Here is a 20308-nt window from a genome sequence, read left to right on the forward strand (position 1 = left end):
TGCTGGGAGCGCTCCCAGAGCGCGAGACTCGTCGAGCCGTCATCGTCGCCGACTGGAGCACTCATGCCGCACGACCTCGTCCACCTGACCGCCGGGGGCGTCTCCCTCGTCCTCGACTGCCGCGACCGTGCCCTGCCCGCGGTGGTGCACTGGGGCGCGGCGCTCGGTCCGCTCGACGACGCGGAGCTGGCCGCCCTGGCCGAAGCAGATGTGGCGCCGGTCGCGCCGAACGAGGCGGACGTGCCGGTCCGGCTGGCGATCCTGCCCGAGCCGCACCGGGGGTGGACCGGGCGACCGGGGCTGTCCGGGCACCGGGACGGGCGCGACTGGTCCCCGGCGTTCACGGTCACCGAGCTCGAGGTGACCGGCGCCGCCGACACCGCGGGCACCGCCGACACCGCCGACACCGCGGGCACCGCCGACACCGCCGGCGCCGCGGACATCGCGGGCGCCCGCACCGACACCGCCGGCGCCGCCGACGCCGCGGGCCCCCGCACCGGCACCGCGGGCACCCCCGCCCCCGCCCCCGCCCCCGCCCCCGCCTCCGTCACCGCCCACGCCGCGGACGCCACCGCCGGCCTCGCCCTCCGCCTCACCGTCGAGATGCTCCCCTCCGGCCTCGTCCGCACCCGCGCCGCCGTCACCAACACGGCCGCCGGCACCTACACCGTCGACGACCTCACCCTGGCCCTCCCGGTCCCGTCGCCCGCCCGCGAGGTCCTCGACTTCGCCGGCCGCTGGGGCAAGGAACGCACCCCGCAGCGCCGCGAGCTCGTCGTCGGCACCCACGAGCGCGAGGGCCGGAAGGGTCGGACGGGCGCCGACGCCGCCACGGTCCTGAGCGTCGGCGTCCCCGGGTTCGGGTTCGCCCACGGCGAGGTCTGGGGCGTGCACACGGCGTGGAGCGGCAACCACAGGCACCTCGCGGAACGCCTCGCCACCGGCCGCCAGGTCGTCGGGGGCGGCGAACTCCTGCTCCCCGGCGAGGTGCGCCTCGGCACCGGGGACAGCTACGAGGGACCGTGGGTGTACGCCGCGTACGGGGACGGCCTCGACGACCAGGCCCGCCGCTTCCACCGGTGGCTCCGCAGCCGCCCGCAGCACCCGAGGACGCCCCGCCCGGTGACGCTCAACGTCTGGGAGGCGGTCTACTTCGACCACGACCTCGCCCGGCTGACCGATCTGGCCGAGCGCGCCGCACGGCTCGGGGTCGAGCGGTACGTGCTCGACGACGGGTGGTTCCGGCACCGTCGTGACGACCACGCGGGCCTCGGCGACTGGTACGTGGACGAGGGCGTCTGGCCGGACGGCCTCGGTCCGATCGTCGACCGGGTGCGGGCGCTCGGCATGCAGTTCGGCCTGTGGTTCGAGCCCGAGATGGTCAACGAGGACAGCGACCTCGCCCGAGCCCACCCGGAGTGGATCCTGCAGGCGGACGGTCGCCTGCCGGTGCGGTCCCGGGACCAGCAGGTGCTGAACCTCGCGATCCCCGGGGCGTTCGCGTACCTGCTCGAGCGCATGACCGCGGTCATCGGCGAGTACGGCGTCGACTACGTCAAGTGGGACCACAACCGCGACCTCGTCGAGGCGGGCCACCCCGGCGGCGGCGCAGCGGTCCACGAGCAGACCCTGGCGGCGTACCGGCTCATGGCGACGCTGAAGGAGCGGTTCCCGGCACTCGAGATCGAGTCGTGCTCGTCGGGTGGCGCCCGCGTCGACCTCGGCGTGATCGAGCACACCGACCGCGTCTGGGTGTCGGACGACATCGATCCGCTCGAGCGGCAGCAGATGCACCGGTGGACGCAGCAGCTCCTGCCCCCGGAGCTGCTCGGCTCCCACGTCGCGAGCGGCCGGAACCACACGACCGGCCGGGTGCACGACCTGGCGTTCCGTGCCGGGACCGCGATCGTCGGGCACTTCGGCATCGAGTGGGACCTCGCGCAGGCGTCGGACGCCGAGGAGACCGCGCTCGCCGAGTGGATCGCGCTCCACAAGGAGTGGCGGGGGCTGCTGCACGGCGGCGACCTCGTGCGCGTCGACGAGGTCGACGAGACCCGGCTCGTGTCCGGCACGGTCGCCGCCGACAAGCGGCAGGCGCTGTTCTTCTTCGTCAGCACCGGCCGGTCCGAGGTGTCGGGTACCGGCCGCGTCACCTTCCGCGACCTCGACCCGGACACCGCGTACCGGGTCGACCCGGTCGTGGTCGGCGACGGGCACGGCATCGTGCCGCCCCCGTGGTGGTCGGGGGACCGGGTGTTCCGTGGGCGCGCGCTCGAGACGGTCGGCCTGCAGCCGCCGCTCGTACCGGCCGACTGCGTGGTGCCGTACCGGCTCACGGCCGTCTGACTGCAGCGGGTGCGGCCACCGCCCAGGAGGCGCGGCTCGGCCCGGCAGCGTCCGCCCGGTCGCGGGGGCGGTGCCGACGTGCCGCTAGGCTTCCGGTCATGCCGCACCCTGGACACGCGACACGTGCGACCCCGGTCTGGGCACTCAAGCTCGCGGTCGTCACCGGACTGGTGGGGGTGGCAGGCGGCATCGCCGGCATCTCGGTGTGGCTCGCGCTGCAGCTCATCCAGTTCGTCGCGTTCGGGTACCCGTTCGGCGGCCACCTCGAGGCCGCAGACGCACCGAGTGCCCTGAACCGCTTCCTCGCCCTCGTCGCCGCCGGCCTCCTGACCGGCGTCGCCTGGTGGGCGCTCCGACGCTGGGGCCGCCCGGTCGTCTCCGTGCCCGCGGCCGTCGGCGGGAAGCGGATGCCCGCCCTCGCGACGGTGGCGAACGCGGGCGTGCAGATCCTGGCCGTGGGGCTGGGCGCCTCGATCGGCAAGGAAGTGGCGCCGCGCGAGATCGGGGCGTGGCTGTCCCAGCTCGTGACGGCACGGGCCGGGCTGACCGCTCGCGAGACGAAGATCCTCGTCGCCTGCGGAGCCGCCGCCGGCCTCGCCGCGGTCTACGACGTCCCGCTCGGGGGCGCCCTGTTCGCGGTCGAGGTGCTGCTCGGCGAGCTCACCTTCGCGACCGCGCTGCCGGCCTTCGCGACGAGCGCGGTCGCGGCGTTCGTGGCACGCCTCGTGATCCCGGACGAAGTGCTCTACCACGTGCCGGCGATGCACCTCTCGCCGTCGCTGCTCGTCTGGGCGGTGATCGTCGGGCCGGTCCTCGGGTTCGCGGGCGTCGGCTTCGTGAAGCTCACGAACCGGCTGCAGGGCCTCGCGCCGAAGGGATGGCGGCTCATCGTCGTGCTGCCGGTCGTCTTCGCCATGGTCGGACTCATCGCCGTGCCCTTCCCCGAGATCCTCGGCAACGGGCGGGCGCTCGGCGTCCTCGCGATGAACACCTCGCTCGAGGACGGCTCCGTCGCCGGGCTCTCGCCGATCCTGTTCCTGCTCGCGCTCGGGGTCATCCGCACGATCACGACCTCGGCCACGATCGGTGCCGGGGCCGTCGGCGGCACGCTCACCCCGTCGATCGCGATCGGCTCCGCGGTCGGCGGTGGACTCGGTGGCCTCTGGCTGCTGCTCTGGCCGACCGACGGGCCGAGCCTCACGGCGTTCGCGTTCATCGGCGCCGCGGCCTTCCTCGCGACGACGATGCGGGCGCCCTTCACGGCCCTCGTGCTCGTCGTCGAGTTCACCCAGCAGGGGACCGACATCCTCATCCCCTCGCTCCTGGCGGTGTCCGGGTCGGTCGCCGTCGGCTACGTGCTCGCCCGTCGACGCAGCGCGCAGATGGTGTGAACACTTCGTCACGATCCGGCACACCCGACGGGCCACGGGCCTACGATCGGCCGCACGACGGGGCACCGGGCTCCGTACCGGCGACGAGGAGCAACCGATGGCGGGGTTCGACGACATCACGAAGAAGGCCCAGGACTTCCTGCAGGACAACAAGGTCCAGGACGCCCTGAAGAGCGAGAAGGCCGAGGACATCAGCGACAAGGTGCTCGGCGGTGTCGCCGACGCGGTCAAGAAGGCCACGGGTGGCAAGTACGACGACAAGATCGACGGCGCCCGTGACGCGGCGGACAAGCAGATCGGCAACGAGTGACGCGGTTCCCGCGCACCGTACGGACGGCCCCGGACCACGTGTCCGGGGCCGTTCGCCGTCAGCGGTACCCGTCCGACTGGACTCCGGGCCGCGAGCAGACCACCATTGTCTGGTGACTGTCGTGGCGCCCAACCAACCGCTCACCGAGTCCGAGGTCGAGGCGATCAAACGGGACTTCCCGATCCTCCAGCAGGAGGTGAACGGGTTCCCCCTCGCCTACCTCGACTCCGGGGCCACCGCCGAACGACCCCGCCAGGTGCTCGACGCCGAGCGACGCTTCCTCGAGCACGACAACGCCGCCGTGCACCGTGGTGCGCACACCCTCGCCGCGCTGAGCACCGACGCGTACGAGGACGCCCGGGCCACCGTCGCCGGGTTCGTCGGGGCGGCGTCACCGTCCGAGGTCGTGTGGACCGCGAACGCCACCGACGCCCTCAACCTCGTGGCGTACGGCATCGCGAACGCCAGCCGCGGCCGTGGGGGACCGGACGCCGAGCGCTTCCGCATCGGACCCGGCGACGAGGTCCTCGTCACCGAGGCCGAGCACCACGCCAACCTCGTCCCGTGGCAGGAGCTCGCCGCGCTGACCGGTGCGACGCTCCGCTGGGTCCCCGTCGCGGACGACGGCACCTGGACGGCCGAGGACGCCGTCGCCCTGGTCTCCGACCGCACGAAGGTCGTCGCCTTCGCCCACGTCTCGAACGTCACCGGCATGGTCGCCCCGGTGTCCGCCGTCGTCGCGGCCGCCCACGCGCACGGTGCCCTCGTCGTCCTCGACGCCTGCCAGTCCGCACCGCACCGGCCGCTCGACGTGCAGGCGCTCGGCGTCGACTTCGCGGCGTTCTCCGGGCACAAGATGCTCGGGCCGAACGGCATCGGCGTGCTCTGGGGCCGGCACGAGCTGCTCGACGCCCTGCCCCCGTTCCGGACCGGCGGATCGATGATCACCACGGTGACGATGGAGCACACCGACTTCATGCCGGCACCCGAGCGGTTCGAGGCCGGCACCCAGCCCGTGTCGCAGGCCGTGGCGCTCGCCGAGGCGGTCCGCTACCTGCAGGGCATCGGCATGGAGCGGGTCCGTGCGCACGAGGAGCACCTGGCCGAGCGCATGCTCACCGGACTCGCCGCGATCCCGGGCATCCACGTCGTCGGTCCGCCCGCCGGCGTGCCGCGGTCCGGTCTCGTGTCGTTCGACGTCGACGGTGTGCACGCCCACGACGTCTCGCAGTACCTCGACGCGCAGGGCATCGCGGTGCGCTCCGGCCACCACTGCGCCCAACCGCTGCACCGTCGGCTCGGCCTCGTCGCCACCAGCCGTGCGAGCACGTACGTCTACACGACCGAGCAGGACGTCGACCGGTTCCTCACGGCCGTCGGCGAGGTCCGCGGCTACTTCGGAGCGACCGCATGAGCGCCCTCGACTCCCTCTACCAGCAGGTCATCCTCGACCACGCGAAGGCCCGGCACGGCGACGGCGAGCTGCCCGACGCCGACGCCGAGCACTTCGAGCGCAACCCCACCTGCGGCGACGAGATCACCGTCCGCGTGCGCCTCGAGCCCGGCACGGACCGCATCGCCGGTCTCGCGTGGCAGGGCGACGGCTGCTCGATCTCGATGGCGTCGGCGTCGGTCCTCACGGACATGGCGGTCGGTCGCACGGTGCCCGAGCTGCTCGCGCTCACCGAGGAGTTCCGCACGATGATGCGGTCCCGCGGTGCCGGCGAGCCCGACGAGGACGTGCTCGAGGACCTCGTCGCGTTCCACGGCGTCTCGAAGTTCGTCATGCGGGTCAAGTGCGGGATGCTCGCGTGGGTCGCGGCCGAGGCCGCCGCGCGCGAGGCGACCACGCGCTCCTGACGCGACCGATCTGCGGTCCAGGAGGCACGGTGCGGGCCCGCACCGTCCCTCCAGGCCCGCAGTCCCACGTCATGGTTCGTCACCTTCCGCCGCCCGCCCTGGGACGGCACGTACCGTCACGCCCGTGAGCACGAGCAGCGAGCACCGACAGATCCGGTTCAACGCCTTCGACATGAACTGCGTGGCGCACCAGTCCTCCGGGCTCTGGCGGCACCCGCGGGACCGGTCCCGGCACTACAACGACCTGTCGTACTGGACCGACCTCGCGCAGCTGCTCGAGCGGGGCAACTTCGACGGGATCTTCATCGCCGACGTGCTCGGGACGTACGACGTCTACGGCGACTCGAACGAGGCCGCGCTCCGCACCGGGTCGCAGGTCCCCGTGAACGACCCGATCCTGCTCGTGTCCGCGATGGCGTCGGTGACCGAGCACCTCGGCTTCGGGATCACGGCGGGGACCGCGTACGAGCACCCGTACCCGTTCGCCCGGCGCATCTCGACGCTCGACCACCTCACGAAGGGCCGCATCGGCTGGAACGTCGTGACCGGGTACCTGCCGAGTGCCGCGCGGAACATGGGGCAGACCGACCAGCTCTCGCACGACGACCGGTACGACGTCGCCGACGAGTACCTCGAGGTCCTCTACAAGCTGTGGGAGGGCTCGTGGGAGGACGACGCCGTGGTCGAGGACCGCGAGACCGGCGTCTTCACCGACCCCGCGAAGGTCCACCCGATCGAGCACCACGGCACGCACTTCGACGTCCCGGGCATCCACCTGTCCGAGCCGTCGGTCCAGCGGTCGCCCGTGATCTACCAGGCCGGGGCCTCGCCGCGCGGCATCCGGTTCGCGGCCGAGAACGCCGAGGCGGTGTTCGTGGGCGCACCGACCGTCGAGCAGCTCGCGTCGACCGTCCGGAAGGTCCGTGACGCCCTGGAGGCTGCTGGTCGCGACCGGTACGCCGCCCGCGTCTACACGTTGCTCACCGTCATCACCGACGCCACCGACGAGCTCGCCCAGGCCAAGTACGAGGACTACCTGTCCTACGCCTCGGAGCTCGGCGCGCTCGTGCTGAACTCCGGCTGGATGGGCGTCGACCTGTCGCAGTGGGACCTCGACGAGCCGCTCGGCGACGTCGAGTCGAACGCGATCCAGTCCGCAGCGGCGAACATCGCGGCGGCCACCGGGTCCGACGGGTCGAAGTGGACGATCCGGGACCTCGCCCGGCACACGGCGATCGGCGGCCTCGGCCCGGTCGCGGTCGGCGGCGGGGCGACCATCGCCGACCGGCTCGTCGAGATCCAGGAGCAGACGGACGTCGACGGGTTCAACCTCGCCTACGCGGTGACCCCGGGGACGTGGGAGGACGTCATCGAGTTCGTCGTGCCGGAGCTCCGTGCCCGCGGCGTCTACCCCGACGGCTACGAGCCCGGATCGCTGCGGCACAAGCTGCACGGCCGCGGTGACCGGCTGCCGGCGGAGCACCGCGGGGCGTCGTTCCGGGTGGGGCAGTCCGCAGCCGTACGCTGAACGGGTGATCGGGTCGTCGTTCGTCGTGCGTGCCGCCGTCGAGGACGAGGTCACCGCGTGCGTCGACCTGTGGACGCGCGCCGTCGCCACCCGTGACGGTGTGCCCGAGTCGGACGCGGTCCGGGAACGCGCCCGGTCGAAGTTCGCGGTGCCCCGCGTCGCGCTCGTCGTGGCGTCGACGGAGCCGGACCGTGGTGCGGCCGCGGCGATCGCCGGGTTCGCGCTCGTCACCGCTCCGGGGACGGGGCGTCCGGGGGACCCGGAGGACGCGGCCTACCTCTCGCTCCTCGCCGTCGACCCGCGGGCCCAGGGGCACGGACTCGGACGGTCCCTGCTGCTGGGCGCCGTCGCCGAGGCCGGAGCCGCGGGCCACCGCCGAGCCCTGCTGCACGCGCTGGACGACAACGCGCCGGCGCTCCGGCTGTACCGCAGCGCGGGGTTCCGTCCCGTGGGCGACCCCTTCGCGCACGCACTGAGCGGTCGGCCGACCCGGGTCTGGGTCACCGACGGCGTCGACGCTGCCGACGACTGAGCCGTCAGGACGGTTGGGGCTCCGGCTCCGGCTGCGGTGCGGGGAGCGCGTCCGCCGCGCTCGGCCACGGCGCCCACTTCGCCCGTGGTGCGACGAGCAGGTACGGCTGCGGCGTCGGGTAGCTGACGAGTTCGAGCGTCGAGCCCCACGGGGTCCGGGTGTACACGAACCGGTTCCCCTCGCCGACCTCGAGGCCGCGGAGGTCCCGAGGATCTGAGTTGCGGGTGCCCCCGGCTGCCTCGATGCGGGCGAGCGTGCCGTCGAGGTCGTCCGTGTACATCGCGAGGTGCTGCCACCCGAGGTCCGCGGGGTGCACGGGACGATGCTGGTCCGGTCCGTGGTACTCGAACAGCTCGAGCCCCGGTCCGTCCGGCAGTGCGAGCATCCGCATCGCGCCCTGTGCCATCGTCGACGGGATCCCCAGGTAGCGGTGCGCCTCGGCCGTCGCGTTCGGCTCCTCGGTGCGGCAGCGCATGTCGTACAGCACGACGGCGTCGAACGCCGCCTCGAAGAACGCCGTGGCGGCATCGATGTCCGGCACCGTGACGCCCACGTGGTCGATCCTGATTCCCGCGCTCATGGGCCGATCCTGACATCCGGGCGCCCGCACGTTCCGCCCGGGTGCCGAGGGTGCGGTGCCGATGCGGCTTCCCGCACGCCGCAGACCGGTGAGGTGAGGCTGCCCTCACCGGAAAACCCCTGATCAGGGTAGCCTCACCATGCTGGCGCCGACCCGCGCCGAGTGGCATCCTGACTCGCATGTCGACCGCTGCGGACCTCGTCCTGCCCTCCACGGACCACGACGCCACGAGCGCCGCCCGGCTCAACTGGCTGCGCGCCGGCCTGCTCGGGGCCAACGACGGCATCGTCTCGGTCGCGGCGGTGCTCGTCGGCGTCGCCGGAGCCGGCGCGGGGACCGGTCCGGTCATCGCGGCGGGCACCGCGGCCCTCGTCGGCGGTGCGGTGTCGATGGCCCTCGGCGAGTACGTGTCCGTCAGCGGTGCCCGTGACGCCCAGCGCACCGGCCAGGCCGCCCACCAGGCCGAGCTCGAGGCGGAGTCGGAGGACGCCGGCACGATCGCCGCCCACTACCGGAGCCTCGGCGTCGACCCGGCCGTCGCGAGCGCCGTCGCCGACGAGCTCGTCCGACCCGAGGTGCGCCGTCGACGGGCAGCGGTCGCGCTCAGCGATGCCGAGGACGAGGTGGTGAGCCCGTGGCGTGCCGCGTGGGTGTCGGCGGCGACCTTCACGACCGGTGCCGCGCTGCCCTTCCTCGCGATGCTCCTCAGTCCCGAGCCCGCCCGCGTGGCGGTGACGGTCGTCGCGGTGCTCGTCGCGCTCGCCGCCACCGGGACGACCGGTGCCACGCTCGGTGGTGCGCCGCGTACGCGGGCGACGATCCGTGTCGTGACCGGGGGAGCGCTGGCCCTGGCCGCGACGTACGCGGCCGGGGCGGTCCTCGGGGCGCACGCGCTCTGAGCCGGCAGACGGCGGTCGGTGTCCGTGTCGGAACGATCGTTCCAGGACGGGCGTCACGACACACGACCGTTACACGGGGGTAACGGGCCGGGCGCAGTGTCTCCGTAGCGTCGTGGCAGAGGCGGGCACCGCTCGCCCTTCCCACTCCTTCGGAGGACGCCATGGCAACAGAGATCCAGCCCCCGGTCGCCGCGCCCCACGCCCCCCGCACGACGGCAGCACCCGCCGGTGCCGGCGTCGTCCGCCCCGGGTACGACCCGGCGCTCACCAACGAGGACCTCGCTCCGCTCCGCAAGCAGACGTGGACGAGCTACAACATCTTCGCGTTCTGGATGTCGGACGTGCACTCGGTCGGCGGCTACGTCACCGCCGGGTCGCTGTTCGCCCTGGGCATCGCCAGCTGGCAGGTGCTCATCGCCCTGGTGGTCGGCATCCTCATCGTGCAGGTGTTCGCGAACCTCGTCGCCAAGCCGTCCCAGCGCACCGGGGTGCCGTACCCGGTGATCAACCGCGCGGTGTTCGGCGTGCTCGGGGCGAACGTCCCCGCCATCATCCGCGGGCTCATCGCGATGGCCTGGTACGGCGTGCAGACCTTCCTCGCCGCCCAGTCGCTCAACATCGTCTTCCTCAAGTTCATCCCGGCCTCGGCGGGACTCCTCGAGCACTCGTTCCTCGGGCTCTCCGCGCTCGGTTGGATCTCGTACGCCATCCTCTGGGTCGCACAGGGCGCCCTCTTCTGGATGGGCATGGACGCGATCCGGCGGTTCATCGACTGGGCCGGCCCGGCGGTGTACGTCATCATGATCGCCCTCGCGATCTACCTCGTCAGCCGTGCCGGCATCGGGAACATCTCGTTCACGCTGTCCGCCGGTGCGCCGCTGTCGTTCGGCGCGAGCATCCCGGTGATGCTGTCCGCGATCGCCCTCGTGGTGAGCTACTTCTCCGGCCCGATGCTGAACTTCGGCGACTTCTCCCGCTACGCGAAGTCGTTCGACGCGGTGAAGCGCGGCAACCTCTGGGGCCTGCCGATCAACTTCCTGTTCTTCTCGGTGCTCACCGTCCTCTGCGCCAGTGCCACGGTGCCGGTGTTCGGCAAGCTCATCACCGACCCGATCGAGACCGTGCAGGCGATCGGGGCGCCCTTCGCGATCCTCCTCGGCGGGTTGACCTTCGTCACCGCGACCGTCGGCATCAACATCGTCGCGAACTTCATCAGCCCCGCGTTCGACTTCTCGAACGTGGCCCCGCGGAAGATCAGCTGGCGGGCGGGCGGCATGATCGCGGCCGTCGGGTCCGTCCTCCTCACCCCGTGGAACTGGTACGGCAACGACCAGGCGATCCTGTACACGCTGGGGGTCCTCGGCGCCCTGATCGGCCCGCTGTTCGGGATCCTCATCGCCGGCTACTACATCGTCGCGAAGCAGCGCATCGCCGTCGACGACATGTACACGAAGGACCCCGCGGCCCGGTACTGGTACGTCAAGGGCTTCAATCCGAACGCGATCTGGACGCTCGTCGTCACCGGTGCGGTGTCGGTCGCCAGTGCGGTCCTGCCGTCGGCGCTCGGCGTCGTCCCGTGGCTGTCGAACTACAGCTGGTTCATCGGGTGCGCCCTCGGCCTCGTCGTCTTCGTCGGGATGGAGCGCCTCCGTCCGAGCATGCCCGTGCTGGCCGCCGACGACCCGTCCGTCGACGACGGCGCCGCGGTCGGCCGGGCCTGACCGACCGAGCCGTTCAACCCGCACCACCCGCACCACCGGAAGGAACTCGATGCGCATCCGCGTCGTCAACCCCAACACCACCTCCTCGATGACCGCGGCGATCGGCAGCGCCGCCGCCGCGGTCGCCGGGCCCGGGACGATCGTCGAAGCCGTCAACCCCACCATGGGGCCGGCGTCGATCGAGAGCCACTACGAGGAGGCGCTGGCCGTCCCCGGGCTCCTCGAGCAGATCGCGCTCGGCGAGCAGGACGGTGTCGACGCGTTCGTGGTCGCGTGCTTCGGGGACCCCGGGCTCGACGCGGCACGCGAGGTCGCGTCCGGACCCGTCATCGGCATCGCGGAGGCGGCCTTCCACGCCGCCGCGATGCTCGGGCGCCGGTTCGGCGTGGTGACCACCCTGAGCCGGACCACCGGCCGGGCGCACGAGCTCGCCGAACGGTACGGGTTCGCGTCGCTCGTGACCGAGGTCCGGGCGTGCGAGGTCCCCGTGCTCCGCCTGGAGGACCCGGACTCGGACGCCCGGGCGCTCGTCGTCGAGGAGTGCCGGGCCGTGCTCGCGGGCGGCGCCGACGCCGTGGTGCTCGGCTGCGCCGGCATGGCGGACTTCTGCGCGGAGGTGTCCCGGGCCGTCGGGGCGCCGGTCGTGGACGGTGTCGCGGCGGCCACCGTGCTCGCCGAGTCCCTCGTGCGCCTCGGGCTCACGACCGGGCGACGCGGCGAGTACGCGCCACCCCCGGCCAAGCCGATGGCGGGACTGCTCGCGGGGTTCGAACGCCGGCCGATGGCGGGCGCGACGGTCGGGGCGGGCGCATGACGCGCCTCCAGGGCCCTGCCGGGGACACGACGGCCGCACCCGCACCCGCTGACCTGGTCCTGCGCGCCGGCCGCGCCTGGATCGACGGCGCCTTCCGGTCCGCAGCCGTCGTCGTCCGCGACGGGCGGGTCGATGCTGTCGTGGCCGTGGACGAACCCGTCGACGCCGTCGAGGACCGCACGGTGCCCGACGCGCACGTCCTGCTCCCGGGCCTGGTCGACACGCACGTGCACGTGAACGAGCCCGGTCGCACCGAGTGGGAGGGGTTCGCCTCGGCGACCCGTGCGGCCGCACTCGGCGGCGTCACCACGATCATCGACATGCCGCTCAACTCGATCCCCGCGACGACCACCGTCGAGGCGCTCGAGGTCAAGCGCGCGAGCGCCGCGGGCCGCGTCGCCGTCGACGTCGGGTTCTGGGGCGGTGCCGTCCCGGCGAACCTCGGGTCGCTCGACGGCCTGCACGACGCCGGCGTGTTCGGCTTCAAGTGCTTCACCGCGCCGTCCGGGGTCGACGAGTTCCCGCACCTCGACGCACCGCAGCTGCGCGCGGCGATCGAGGAGGTCGCCCGCATCGACGCCCTGCTCATCGTGCACGCCGAGGACCCCGAGTTCCTGGTCGACCACGCGGCACTCGGCGGACACTACGAGGACTTCCTCGCCACCCGCCCGGTCGACGCCGAGCGGTCCGCGATCGCCCGAGTGGTCGAAGGTGCCCGCGAGACGGGCGCGCGCGTGCACGTCCTGCACCTGTCGGACGCTGGCGCGCTGCCGATGATCCGCGCCGCGAAGGACGACGGCGTGCGGATCACGGTCGAGACCTGCCCGCACTACCTCGCCTTCGAGGCCGGCACGATCCCCGACGGGGCGACCGAGTTCAAGTGCTGCCCGCCGATCCGCGACGACGCCAACCGCGACGCGCTCTGGGCCGGGGTCCTGGACGGGACGATCGACATGATCGTGTCCGACCACTCGCCCTCCACCGCGGACCTCAAGACCGACGACTGGGGGACCGCCTGGGGCGGGATCGCCGGGCTGCAGGTCGGCTTCCGTGCCGTGTGGACGGAGGCCCTGCGCCGCGGCGTCACGCTCGAGCAGCTGCTGCCGCACTTCACGACCGGCCCGGCGGCGCTCGCCGGCTTCGCCGACCGCGGACGCATCGCGCCGGGCGCACTCGCGCACTTCGCGGTGTTCGACCCGTCCGCCTCGGCGGTCGTCGACGCGGCCGGGCTCGCGCACCGCAACCCCGTCTCGGCGTTCGCCGGCCTGGAGGCGCGGGGCAGCGTCACCGAGACCTGGTTGCGCGGGCGGCTGGTCGCCACCGCGGACGGCGGCGTCACGTCCGTCAGCGGAGCGCTCGTCGACCGACCCGTGCTCGCGGGAACACCGCTGTAACGATCGTTCCGATACGATCTCCACCGGAACGAGAGGACCGAACATGCTCCCTGTGAACCCACCCGCCCGTCTGCTCATGGGACCGGGGCCGATCACCGCCGACCCGCGGGTGCTCCGTGCCCTGTCGACCCCGCTCGTCGGGCAGTACGACCCGTGGATGACCACCACGATGAACGAGACGCAGGAGCTGTACCGGCGGGTGTTCGGCACCACGAACGAGGCGACCGTCCTCGTCGACGGCACCTCCCGCGCCGGCATCGAGGCGGCGCTCGTCTCCCTGCTCGCCCCGGGGGACCGCGTGCTCGTGCCGGTGTTCGGGCGCTTCGGGCACCTGCTCGCCGAGATCGCCGGGCGTGCCGGGGCCGAGGTCCACTCGATCGAGACCGAGTGGGGGCAGGTGTTCACCCCGTCGGCGATCGAGGACGCGATCGCGCGGGTGCGCCCGAAGGTCCTGGCGATCGTGCAGGGCGACACCTCGACCACGATGAACCAGCCGCTCGACGAGCTCGGAGCGATCTGCGAACGGTACGGCGTGCTGTTCTACACGGACGCGACCGCCACCGTCGGGGGCAACCCGCTCGAGGTCGACGCCTGGGGCATCGACGCCGTGAGCGCGGGGCTGCAGAAGTGCCTGGGCGGACCGTCCGGCAGCGCGCCGCTCACCGTCTCGCCGCGGGCCGTCGCCGTGCTCGACCAGCGTCGCAGCGTCGAGGCGGGCATCCGCGAACCCGGGGACGAGGTCGCCGACGAACCCATCCGGTCGAACTACCTCGACCTCGCGATGATCCTCGACTACTGGGGCCCGCGACGGCTCAACCACCACACCGAGGCCGCGTCGATGCTCTACGCCGCGAACGAGTGCGCCCGGATCCTGCTCGAGGAGGGCCGCGACGCCGTGGTCGCACGGCACGAGACCGCCGGTCGCGCGATGACCGCCGGGGTGCAGGCACTCGGGCTCGGTGTCTTCGGCGACCTCGGGCACAAGATGCACAACGTCGTCGCGGTCGAGATCCCGTCGGACGTCGTCGGCGACCAGGTCCGCGCCGCGATGCTCGACGACCACGGCATCGAGATCGGCACGTCGTTCGGGCCGCTGCACGGACGGGTCTGGCGGATCGGCACCATGGGCTACAACGCGCGCAAGGACACCGTCGTGACGACCCTCGCCGCGCTCGAGCACGCCCTGCGCCGGGCCGGGCACGCGGTGCCGTCCGGCGGTGGCGTGGACGCGGCGCTCGACGTCTACGCCGGCGCCGGTGCCGTCGCTGCCGGGGTGTCGGCGTGAGCGCGCCGTCCGTGGTCCGGGCCTCCGCGACCGCCACCGCCGACGCGACGCTGATCGCCGGGTGGTGCGACGAACTCGCGACCGTCACCGAGGAGCCCGGCCGGATCACCCGCGTCTACCTCTCGCCGGAGCACGCACGGGTCAACGCGATCGTCGCCGGCTGGATGCGCGACGCCGGCCTCAGCACCTGGCAGGACGCGGCGGGCAACCTGCACGGCCGCGTCGACGGTGCGACCCCGGACGCCCCCGTGCTGCTGCTCGGGTCGCACCTCGACACCGTGGTGGACGCCGGCCGGTACGACGGGGTCGTCGGGGTCCTCATGGCGATCCGGACGGTGGCGCGCGTGACCGCCGACGGCCCGCTCCCCGTCGCGCTCGAGGTCATCGCGTTCTCCGACGAGGAGGGCACCCGTTTCGGCAAGGCGCTGCTCGGGTCCTCCGCGGTCGCCGGTGTCTGGGACGAGTCCTGGTGGCACCTCGCCGACGGCGACGGGGTCACCCTCCGCGACGCCTTCACCCGCTTCGGGCTCGACCCGTCGCGCGTGCACGAGGCCGCGGTCGAACCGTCGGTGCTCGCCGGATACCTCGAGGCGCACATCGAGCAGGGACCGTACCTCGAACAGGCCGGTCAGGCGCTCGGCGTCGTCACGAGCATCGCGAGCGCGCGGCGGTTCACCGTCGAGGCGGTCGGCGAGGCCCGGCACGCCGGCGGCACCCCCTACGACCGACGGCACGACGCGCTGCTCGCCGCCGCCGAGGCCGCCCTCGCCGTCGAACGGATCTGCCGGGCGTCGCAGCACGTCGGCACGGTCGGCACCATGACCGTCGAGCCCGGAGCCGTGAACGTCGTCCCGGGGCTGGCACGGTTCTCGGTCGACCTGCGCGGGGAGTTCGACGAGGGACGCGACGCCGTGTGGGAGGAGATCACGAAGGCGTTCGCGCTCATCGGGGAGCGCCGTGGCGTCAGCGTCGAGCCGACCGAGGTCCACCGTGCGCCGGCGGTGTTCTGCGCACCGCGCCTGATGGACGCCGTCCGGGCGGGCATCGAGTCGACGGGGGAGCCCCGTCCGATCGAGCTGTTCTCCCGCGCGGGACACGACGCCATGTCGCTCGGGCTCGTGACCGACGTCGCGATGCTCTTCCTCCGCAACCCGGACGGCATCAGCCACCACCCCGACGAGTTCGTCTCCACCGAGGACATCGCCCTCGGGCTCGACGCGCTCGCGGTCGCTGTCGGACGGGTGGCCGCAGCGTGAGCACCGCGGGCCCCGACGTCCGGGCGCGCATCGACTCGGTGTGGGAGCAGCTGTCCCCGGCCGAGCGACGCGTCGCCGCGATGGTGCGCCACGACCCCGAACTCCTGCTCGTCGGGACCTCGGCCGAGCTCGCCGCCGAGTCGGGCACCTCGAAGGCCACGGTCTCCCGGCTCGTCCGGTCGCTCGGCTTCCAGGACGCCGCCGAGGTCCGGCAGAACCTGATGTCGGCACGGGGCTCCGGCCTGCCGTGGGCCGCCGAGGACGCGGCGCACGTCGACCAGCGCGCCGTCGAGTCGCGCAACCTCGACGCCGCGTTCGCCTCGCTCGCCCGGGCCGACCGTCCCCGTCTCGCCCGTCGGATCGTCCGCGCGCGCCGGGTGCTCGTGGCGGGGGAGCGCGGGGCGTACCCGATCGCCCTCCAGCTGCGCGCCCAGCTCGCGCAGGTCCGACCGGACGTCCGCATCGGCCCGGCCCCGGGGCAGCGCCTCGGCGAAGAGGTGGCCGACCTCGACCGACGCGACCTCGTCATCCTCGTCACGGTGCGCCGGCACGCCGCCGGCATCGGCAAACTCGTGCGGCACTGCGTCGCCAGCGGCGCGGACGTCGTCGTCCTGGGCGACCCGACCGCGGCGGTCATCGCGGCCCCGGCGGCCACGGCGATCCTCTGCCCGGTGGACTCCCCGTCGGCGTTCGACTCGATGGCGGCGCTGTTCGCCGTCGTCGCCGCGGTCGCGAACGACGTGTACGAGGCATCCGGCCCGGGCGGACGCGCACGGGTGGACGCGGTGGCGCAGGCCTACGACGCGCTGGGGGAGCTCGCCGCGCCCTGACCCGTGCCGTCGCCGTGCTCGTCGTCGCCGGCACCGCCGCGCTCGTCGGCGAGTTCGGCCGCCAGCGAGGCGTTGCGCTCCCGGATCAGCTGCGGCAGGTACCGGGCCAGCGCGAGCCGCTCGGCGACGACCCCGAGCACCCCGAGCGGTGCGCGGAACTCGATCTCGTCGACCATCCGCGTGCCGCCGGCCGACGGCTCGAACCGGTGCTCGTGCCGGAACCGGGCGAACGGTCCACGCACCTGTTCGTCGACGAACCGGTGGGGCGCCTCCAGGGCCGTGATCCGACTCGTCATCCGCCACACGATCCCGAAGTGCCGCGCGCGCCACGTGACGGACTCACCGAGCCCGATCGTGCCGGCCGTGGTGCCCGCGACCGCGCGCTCGTCCGTGGCGGCCATGGACCGCTCGTGCGCGCCGATGTCGAGCGACAGCGCGAACGCGCGCTCCGGCGGGGCGGCGAGGTCGGTGACGACCCGGAACGCGACGGTCACGACGTCGGCCAGTCCGGTCGGACGGATCGGTCGTCGTCGCGCAGGACGGCTGCCAGCAGCTGGTCGTGGCGCCGGCCGTGCTGGAGCACCGCGGACCGCTGACGCCCTTCGAACCGCATGCCGAGCCGCTGCGCGACGGCGATCGACGCACGGTTCTCCGCCATCGCCCGCCACTGCACGCGCGCGAGGCCGAGCCCGTCGGGAGCCGGCGCGAACGCCCACTGCAGCACGCGGTCCGCCGCCTCGGTCACGAAGCCGTGCCCGCGGGCGTCCGGGTGGGTCGCGTACCCGATCTCCGCGCCGCCGCCGGCGAACCCGAAGAGCCCGACGGTACCGAGCAGCCGCGGGTCGTCGGCACGGCGGAGGGCGAACTCGTAGCGGGAGTCCGACGCCCAGCCGTCCTGCACCACGGCCGTGAGCCAGTGGCGGGCCTCGGCGTGACCGTACGGTTCGGGCATCGGGATGAACGCCACCACGTCGGGATCGGTCGCGTAGGCGACGACGTCGTCGGCATCGGAGAGCTCGGGGACCGAGAGGACCAGCCGCTCGGTCCGCAGCGTGACGGGGTCCATGGTGCGAGCCTAGCCACGGCGGTCGTCGCGGTAGCGTCGGTGGCATGACGTTCGACGCGCTCCCGTTCCCGGTCATCGACGGACACAACGACCTGCCCTGGGAGCGGCGCGAGACCCAAGACTCCGGGGTCGAGGGCATCGACTCCGAGCAGGGGTCCCTGCACACCGACCTGCCGAAGCTCCGTGCCGGCGGGGTCGTCGGGCAGTTCTGGTCGGTGTTCGTCCCCACCGACGTCCCCGATCCCGTCCGCGCGACGCTGCAGCAGGTCGACCTCGCGCACCGGATCATCGAGCGGTACCCGGAGTCGCTCACCCTCGCCCGGACCGCGGCCGAGGTCGTCGCGGCCGTCGACGCCGGGCGCACCGCGTCGCTGCTCGGCGCCGAGGGCGGCCACTCGATCGGTGACGACCTGGCGGTGCTCCGCGACCTCGCCCGGCTCGGGGTCCGGTACATGACCCTCACGCACAACGACGACACACCCTGGGCCGACTCGGCCACCGGCTCCCACCCGCACGGCGGCCTGACCGACCGCGGGCGCGAGGTCGTGGCAGAGATGGAGCGGATCGGGATGCTCGTCGACCTGTCGCACACGTCGCCGGAGACCATGCGCGACACCCTCGACGTCGCCACCCGGCCCGTGGTGTTCAGCCACTCGTCGACGATCGCGGTGAACGACCACCCGCGGAACGTCCCGGACGACGTGCTCGCCCGCCTGCGCGACAACGGCGGTGTGGTGATGATCACCTTCGTGCCGAAGTTCGTGTCCCGGGCGTGGGCCGAGTGGGAGGACGCCGGTTCGGTGGGGGAGCCCCCGCTCGTCACGGTGTCGGACGTGGCGGACCACGTCGAGCACGCGCGCGAGGTCGCCGGCGCGGCGCACATCGGGCTCGGCGGCGACTACGACGGGACGCCCGTGCTGCCGCCGGACCTGCGGGACGTGTCGCGGTACCCGGTGCTGGCGGCGGAACTGCAGCGTCGTGGCTGGGGCCCGGAGGACCTGCGTGCCCTGGCCGGGGGCAACGTGCTGCGGGTGCTCGCGGCGACGGACGATCGGTTCGCGCGGACGGCGCACGTGCGCTGACCGGCGGCCCGCCGGGCTCGGGCTCGGTGTGCGCAGAGTTTCGCGCTCACCGACAGTGTTCGCGGTGGGAGACGCGAGAACTGTCGGTGAGCGCGAGAGGTCGCGAGCGGATCAGGCCGCGCGCTCTGCCGAGACCACCGGCTCAGCCACCGACACCGACACCGCCACCTGCGCAGGCGCGTCCGGCGCCACGACCCGGGTCGACCGGAACACGACGGTCCGGTAGAGCACGAACCGGACGACCATCCCGAGCCCGACGCCCACGACGTTCGCCGCGATGTTGTCGGCGAGGGCGCTCTCGAATCCGAGCAGGGTCCGCGACGCCCGGAGGCACCCGATGCCGATCCCGCCGGCGACGACGTTGACCGCGAGGAACGACACCACCTGCCGTGCCGCCTCGCCGCGGGTGGCGACGGCGCTCGACGCCCGGAAGGTGAACCACCGGTTGCCGACGTACGACACCACGATGGCCACGGCGGTGGACACGGTCTTCGCGGCGACGGACTCGACGTCCGCGAGCAGGAGGACGTTGAACAGGCCGGTGTCGACCACGTAGGCGACTCCGCCGACCCCGAGGAACCGGAGCGCCTGGAACACGAGTGCCCTCATCGCGCGGCACGCAGACGCTGCGGACGGAAGACCCGCGTCACGCCCCACCCGGTCACCCGGAGCAGCGCCTCGACCACGATCGAGCCGGACATCTTCGACTCGCCGCGCTCGCGCTCCACGAACGTGATCGGGACCTCGGTCACGACCGCTCCGGACCGCAGGGCGCGCCACGCGAGGTCCACCTGGAAGCAGTACCCCGCCGACTGGATGCCGTCGGCGAGCAGTCGCTCGACCGTCGCCGCCCGGATGGCGCGGTACCCGCCGGTGAGGTCGCGGACGCCGACCCCGAGGGCGATCCGCGAGTACAGCGAGCCACCGCGGGACAGCAGGACACGGTGCCACGGCCAGTTCACGACGCTGCCACCCGGGACCCAGCGGGAGCCGATCACGAAGTCGGCGCCGTCGGCGGAGGCCCGGAGCAAGCGGTGCAGCTGTTCGGGCTGGTGGGATCCGTCCGCGTCCATCTCGACGAGGACGTCGTACCCGCGGTCGAGCGCCCAGGCGAAGCCCGCCAGGTACGCCCCGCCCAGACCGTCCTTGACCGACCGGTGCAGGACGTGGATCCGGGTGTCGTCCGCGGCGAGGCGGTCGGCGATGGCGCCCGTCCCGTCGGGGCTCGCGTCGTCCACGACGAGGACGTGCGCGTCCGGCGTGGACGACGTCACCCGGGCGACGATCCGTTCGAGGTTCTCACGTTCGTCGTAGGTGGGGATGATGACGATCACGTGGCGGTCGTCGACGGTCATGGCAGGCTCCGATCAGCAGTCTGCCAATATTCTACATCCGTTATTTTTATGCTGCAACC

At 73.2% G+C, this 20308-nt stretch carries 20 protein-coding genes; 15 read left to right on the top strand and 5 right to left on the bottom strand.

Going from position 1 to position 20308, the window contains the following annotated elements; all coding sequences use genetic code 11:
- Positions 1-63 precede the first annotated feature (63 nt).
- The 7 genes from ACIPEP_RS03790 to ACIPEP_RS03820 all read left to right on the top strand — a co-directional run bounded on the left by ACIPEP_RS03790 (position 64) and on the right by ACIPEP_RS03820 (position 7967).
- Positions 64-2346 (top strand): alpha-galactosidase, encoded by a 2283-nt coding sequence (locus tag ACIPEP_RS03790; protein ID WP_402716544.1) that lies wholly within the window; start codon positions 64-66, stop codon positions 2344-2346.
- Between the two features lie 98 nt (positions 2347-2444).
- Positions 2445-3737, top strand: coding sequence for a chloride channel protein (locus tag ACIPEP_RS03795; protein ID WP_402716545.1), 1293 nt, complete (start codon positions 2445-2447; stop codon positions 3735-3737).
- Positions 3738-3834: 97 nt separating this feature from the next.
- Complete coding sequence (locus ACIPEP_RS03800) at positions 3835-4047, top strand: antitoxin (RefSeq protein ID WP_070418268.1); 213 nt, start codon at positions 3835-3837, stop codon at positions 4045-4047.
- Between the two features lie 121 nt (positions 4048-4168).
- The gene (locus ACIPEP_RS03805) at positions 4169-5461 is read left to right on the top strand and encodes a SufS family cysteine desulfurase (protein WP_071294586.1); all 1293 of its coding nucleotides are present in this window, start codon (positions 4169-4171) and stop codon (positions 5459-5461) included.
- Complete coding sequence (sufU, locus tag ACIPEP_RS03810; protein WP_092386206.1) at positions 5458-5907, top strand: Fe-S cluster assembly sulfur transfer protein SufU; 450 nt, start codon at positions 5458-5460, stop codon at positions 5905-5907. Before ACIPEP_RS03805 ends, sufU begins: the two co-directional genes overlap by 4 nt.
- Positions 5908-6031: 124 nt before the next feature.
- Positions 6032-7435 carry an LLM class flavin-dependent oxidoreductase gene (locus tag ACIPEP_RS03815; protein ID WP_071302694.1) on the top strand — a complete coding sequence of 468 codons (1404 nt, stop codon included), beginning with the start codon at positions 6032-6034 and terminating at the stop codon, positions 7433-7435.
- 4 nt (positions 7436-7439) lie between these two features.
- A complete protein-coding gene (locus ACIPEP_RS03820) occupies positions 7440-7967 on the top strand; it encodes a GNAT family N-acetyltransferase (protein WP_402716546.1) in 528 nt (175 codons plus the stop codon).
- A gap of 4 nt (positions 7968-7971) precedes the next feature.
- Here ACIPEP_RS03820 and ACIPEP_RS03825 read toward each other — a convergent pair whose 3' ends face one another.
- Positions 7972-8547 (bottom strand): VOC family protein, encoded by a 576-nt coding sequence (locus ACIPEP_RS03825; RefSeq protein ID WP_092386210.1) that lies wholly within the window; start codon positions 8545-8547, stop codon positions 7972-7974.
- A 179-nt stretch (positions 8548-8726) separates the two neighbouring features.
- Between ACIPEP_RS03825 and ACIPEP_RS03830 the strand changes: the two genes are divergently transcribed.
- The 7 genes from ACIPEP_RS03830 to ACIPEP_RS03860 all read left to right on the top strand — a co-directional run bounded on the left by ACIPEP_RS03830 (position 8727) and on the right by ACIPEP_RS03860 (position 16746).
- Positions 8727-9446 carry a VIT1/CCC1 transporter family protein gene (locus ACIPEP_RS03830; protein WP_402716547.1) on the top strand — a complete coding sequence of 240 codons (720 nt, stop codon included), beginning with the start codon at positions 8727-8729 and terminating at the stop codon, positions 9444-9446.
- A 161-nt stretch (positions 9447-9607) separates the two neighbouring features.
- Complete coding sequence (locus ACIPEP_RS03835; RefSeq protein ID WP_070418275.1) at positions 9608-11167, top strand: NCS1 family nucleobase:cation symporter-1; 1560 nt, start codon at positions 9608-9610, stop codon at positions 11165-11167.
- 49 nt (positions 11168-11216) lie between these two features.
- Positions 11217-11981, top strand: a complete 765-nt coding sequence (locus ACIPEP_RS03840; protein ID WP_070418276.1) for an aspartate/glutamate racemase family protein — start codon at positions 11217-11219, stop codon at positions 11979-11981.
- Complete coding sequence (gene allB / locus ACIPEP_RS03845; RefSeq protein WP_402716548.1) at positions 11978-13375, top strand: allantoinase AllB; 1398 nt, start codon at positions 11978-11980, stop codon at positions 13373-13375. Before ACIPEP_RS03840 ends, allB begins: the two co-directional genes overlap by 4 nt.
- Positions 13376-13418: 43 nt before the next feature.
- Positions 13419-14660 (top strand): pyridoxal-phosphate-dependent aminotransferase family protein, encoded by a 1242-nt coding sequence (locus ACIPEP_RS03850; RefSeq protein WP_402716549.1) that lies wholly within the window; start codon positions 13419-13421, stop codon positions 14658-14660.
- Entirely contained in the window at positions 14657-15916 is a 1260-nt protein-coding gene (locus ACIPEP_RS03855) for an allantoate amidohydrolase (protein WP_402716550.1), read from the top strand. Before ACIPEP_RS03850 ends, ACIPEP_RS03855 begins: the two co-directional genes overlap by 4 nt.
- Positions 15913-16746: a MurR/RpiR family transcriptional regulator gene (locus ACIPEP_RS03860; RefSeq protein WP_402716551.1), complete on the top strand. Its 834-nt coding sequence runs from the start codon at positions 15913-15915 to the stop codon at positions 16744-16746. Before ACIPEP_RS03855 ends, ACIPEP_RS03860 begins: the two co-directional genes overlap by 4 nt.
- On the opposite strand, the gene ACIPEP_RS03865 is transcribed toward ACIPEP_RS03860, so the two are convergent.
- Complete coding sequence (locus ACIPEP_RS03865) at positions 16713-17240, bottom strand: SRPBCC family protein (protein WP_402716552.1); 528 nt, start codon at positions 17238-17240, stop codon at positions 16713-16715. The genes ACIPEP_RS03860 and ACIPEP_RS03865 overlap by 34 nt on opposite strands.
- The gene (locus tag ACIPEP_RS03870) at positions 17237-17812 is read right to left on the bottom strand and encodes a GNAT family N-acetyltransferase (RefSeq protein ID WP_402716553.1); all 576 of its coding nucleotides are present in this window, start codon (positions 17810-17812) and stop codon (positions 17237-17239) included. Before ACIPEP_RS03870 ends, ACIPEP_RS03865 begins: the two co-directional genes overlap by 4 nt.
- Positions 17813-17856: 44 nt before the next feature.
- Here ACIPEP_RS03870 and ACIPEP_RS03875 point away from each other — a divergent pair, with 44 nt between their 5' ends.
- A complete protein-coding gene (locus ACIPEP_RS03875; RefSeq protein ID WP_402716554.1) occupies positions 17857-18894 on the top strand; it encodes a dipeptidase in 1038 nt (345 codons plus the stop codon).
- A gap of 111 nt (positions 18895-19005) precedes the next feature.
- On the opposite strand, the gene ACIPEP_RS03880 is transcribed toward ACIPEP_RS03875, so the two are convergent.
- Entirely contained in the window at positions 19006-19503 is a 498-nt protein-coding gene (locus ACIPEP_RS03880; protein ID WP_402716555.1) for a GtrA family protein, read from the bottom strand.
- Positions 19500-20249: a polyprenol monophosphomannose synthase gene (locus ACIPEP_RS03885; RefSeq protein ID WP_402716556.1), complete on the bottom strand. Its 750-nt coding sequence runs from the start codon at positions 20247-20249 to the stop codon at positions 19500-19502. The genes ACIPEP_RS03880 and ACIPEP_RS03885 overlap by 4 nt, the downstream gene beginning before the upstream one ends.
- Positions 20250-20308: the final 59 nt, after the last annotated feature.

This window comes from Curtobacterium sp. NPDC087082, assembly GCF_044745045.1.
Lineage (GTDB): Bacteria > Actinomycetota > Actinomycetes > Actinomycetales > Microbacteriaceae > Curtobacterium.

Excerpts from the sequence above, each read along its gene's own strand:
- sufU (WP_092386206.1), top strand. The coding sequence starts at position 5,458 with ATGAGCGCCCTCGACTCCCTCTACCAGCAGGTCATCCTCGACCACGCG.
- ACIPEP_RS03875 (WP_402716554.1), top strand. The coding sequence starts at position 17,857 with ATGACGTTCGACGCGCTCCCGTTCCCGGTCATCGACGGACACAACGAC.
- ACIPEP_RS03840 (WP_070418276.1), top strand. The coding sequence starts at position 11,217 with ATGCGCATCCGCGTCGTCAACCCCAACACCACCTCCTCGATGACCGCG.
- ACIPEP_RS03790 (WP_402716544.1), top strand. The coding sequence starts at position 64 with ATGCCGCACGACCTCGTCCACCTGACCGCCGGGGGCGTCTCCCTCGTC.
- ACIPEP_RS03830 (WP_402716547.1), top strand. The coding sequence starts at position 8,727 with ATGTCGACCGCTGCGGACCTCGTCCTGCCCTCCACGGACCACGACGCC.
- ACIPEP_RS03850 (WP_402716549.1), top strand. The coding sequence starts at position 13,419 with ATGCTCCCTGTGAACCCACCCGCCCGTCTGCTCATGGGACCGGGGCCG.
- ACIPEP_RS03870 (WP_402716553.1), bottom strand. The coding sequence starts at position 17,812 with ATGGACCCCGTCACGCTGCGGACCGAGCGGCTGGTCCTCTCGGTCCCC.
- ACIPEP_RS03800 (WP_070418268.1), top strand. The coding sequence starts at position 3,835 with ATGGCGGGGTTCGACGACATCACGAAGAAGGCCCAGGACTTCCTGCAG.
- ACIPEP_RS03835 (WP_070418275.1), top strand. The coding sequence starts at position 9,608 with ATGGCAACAGAGATCCAGCCCCCGGTCGCCGCGCCCCACGCCCCCCGC.
- ACIPEP_RS03795 (WP_402716545.1), top strand. The coding sequence starts at position 2,445 with ATGCCGCACCCTGGACACGCGACACGTGCGACCCCGGTCTGGGCACTC.
- ACIPEP_RS03885 (WP_402716556.1), bottom strand. The coding sequence starts at position 20,249 with ATGACCGTCGACGACCGCCACGTGATCGTCATCATCCCCACCTACGAC.
- ACIPEP_RS03825 (WP_092386210.1), bottom strand. The coding sequence starts at position 8,547 with ATGAGCGCGGGAATCAGGATCGACCACGTGGGCGTCACGGTGCCGGAC.
- allB (WP_402716548.1), top strand. The coding sequence starts at position 11,978 with ATGACGCGCCTCCAGGGCCCTGCCGGGGACACGACGGCCGCACCCGCA.
- ACIPEP_RS03880 (WP_402716555.1), bottom strand. The coding sequence starts at position 19,503 with ATGAGGGCACTCGTGTTCCAGGCGCTCCGGTTCCTCGGGGTCGGCGGA.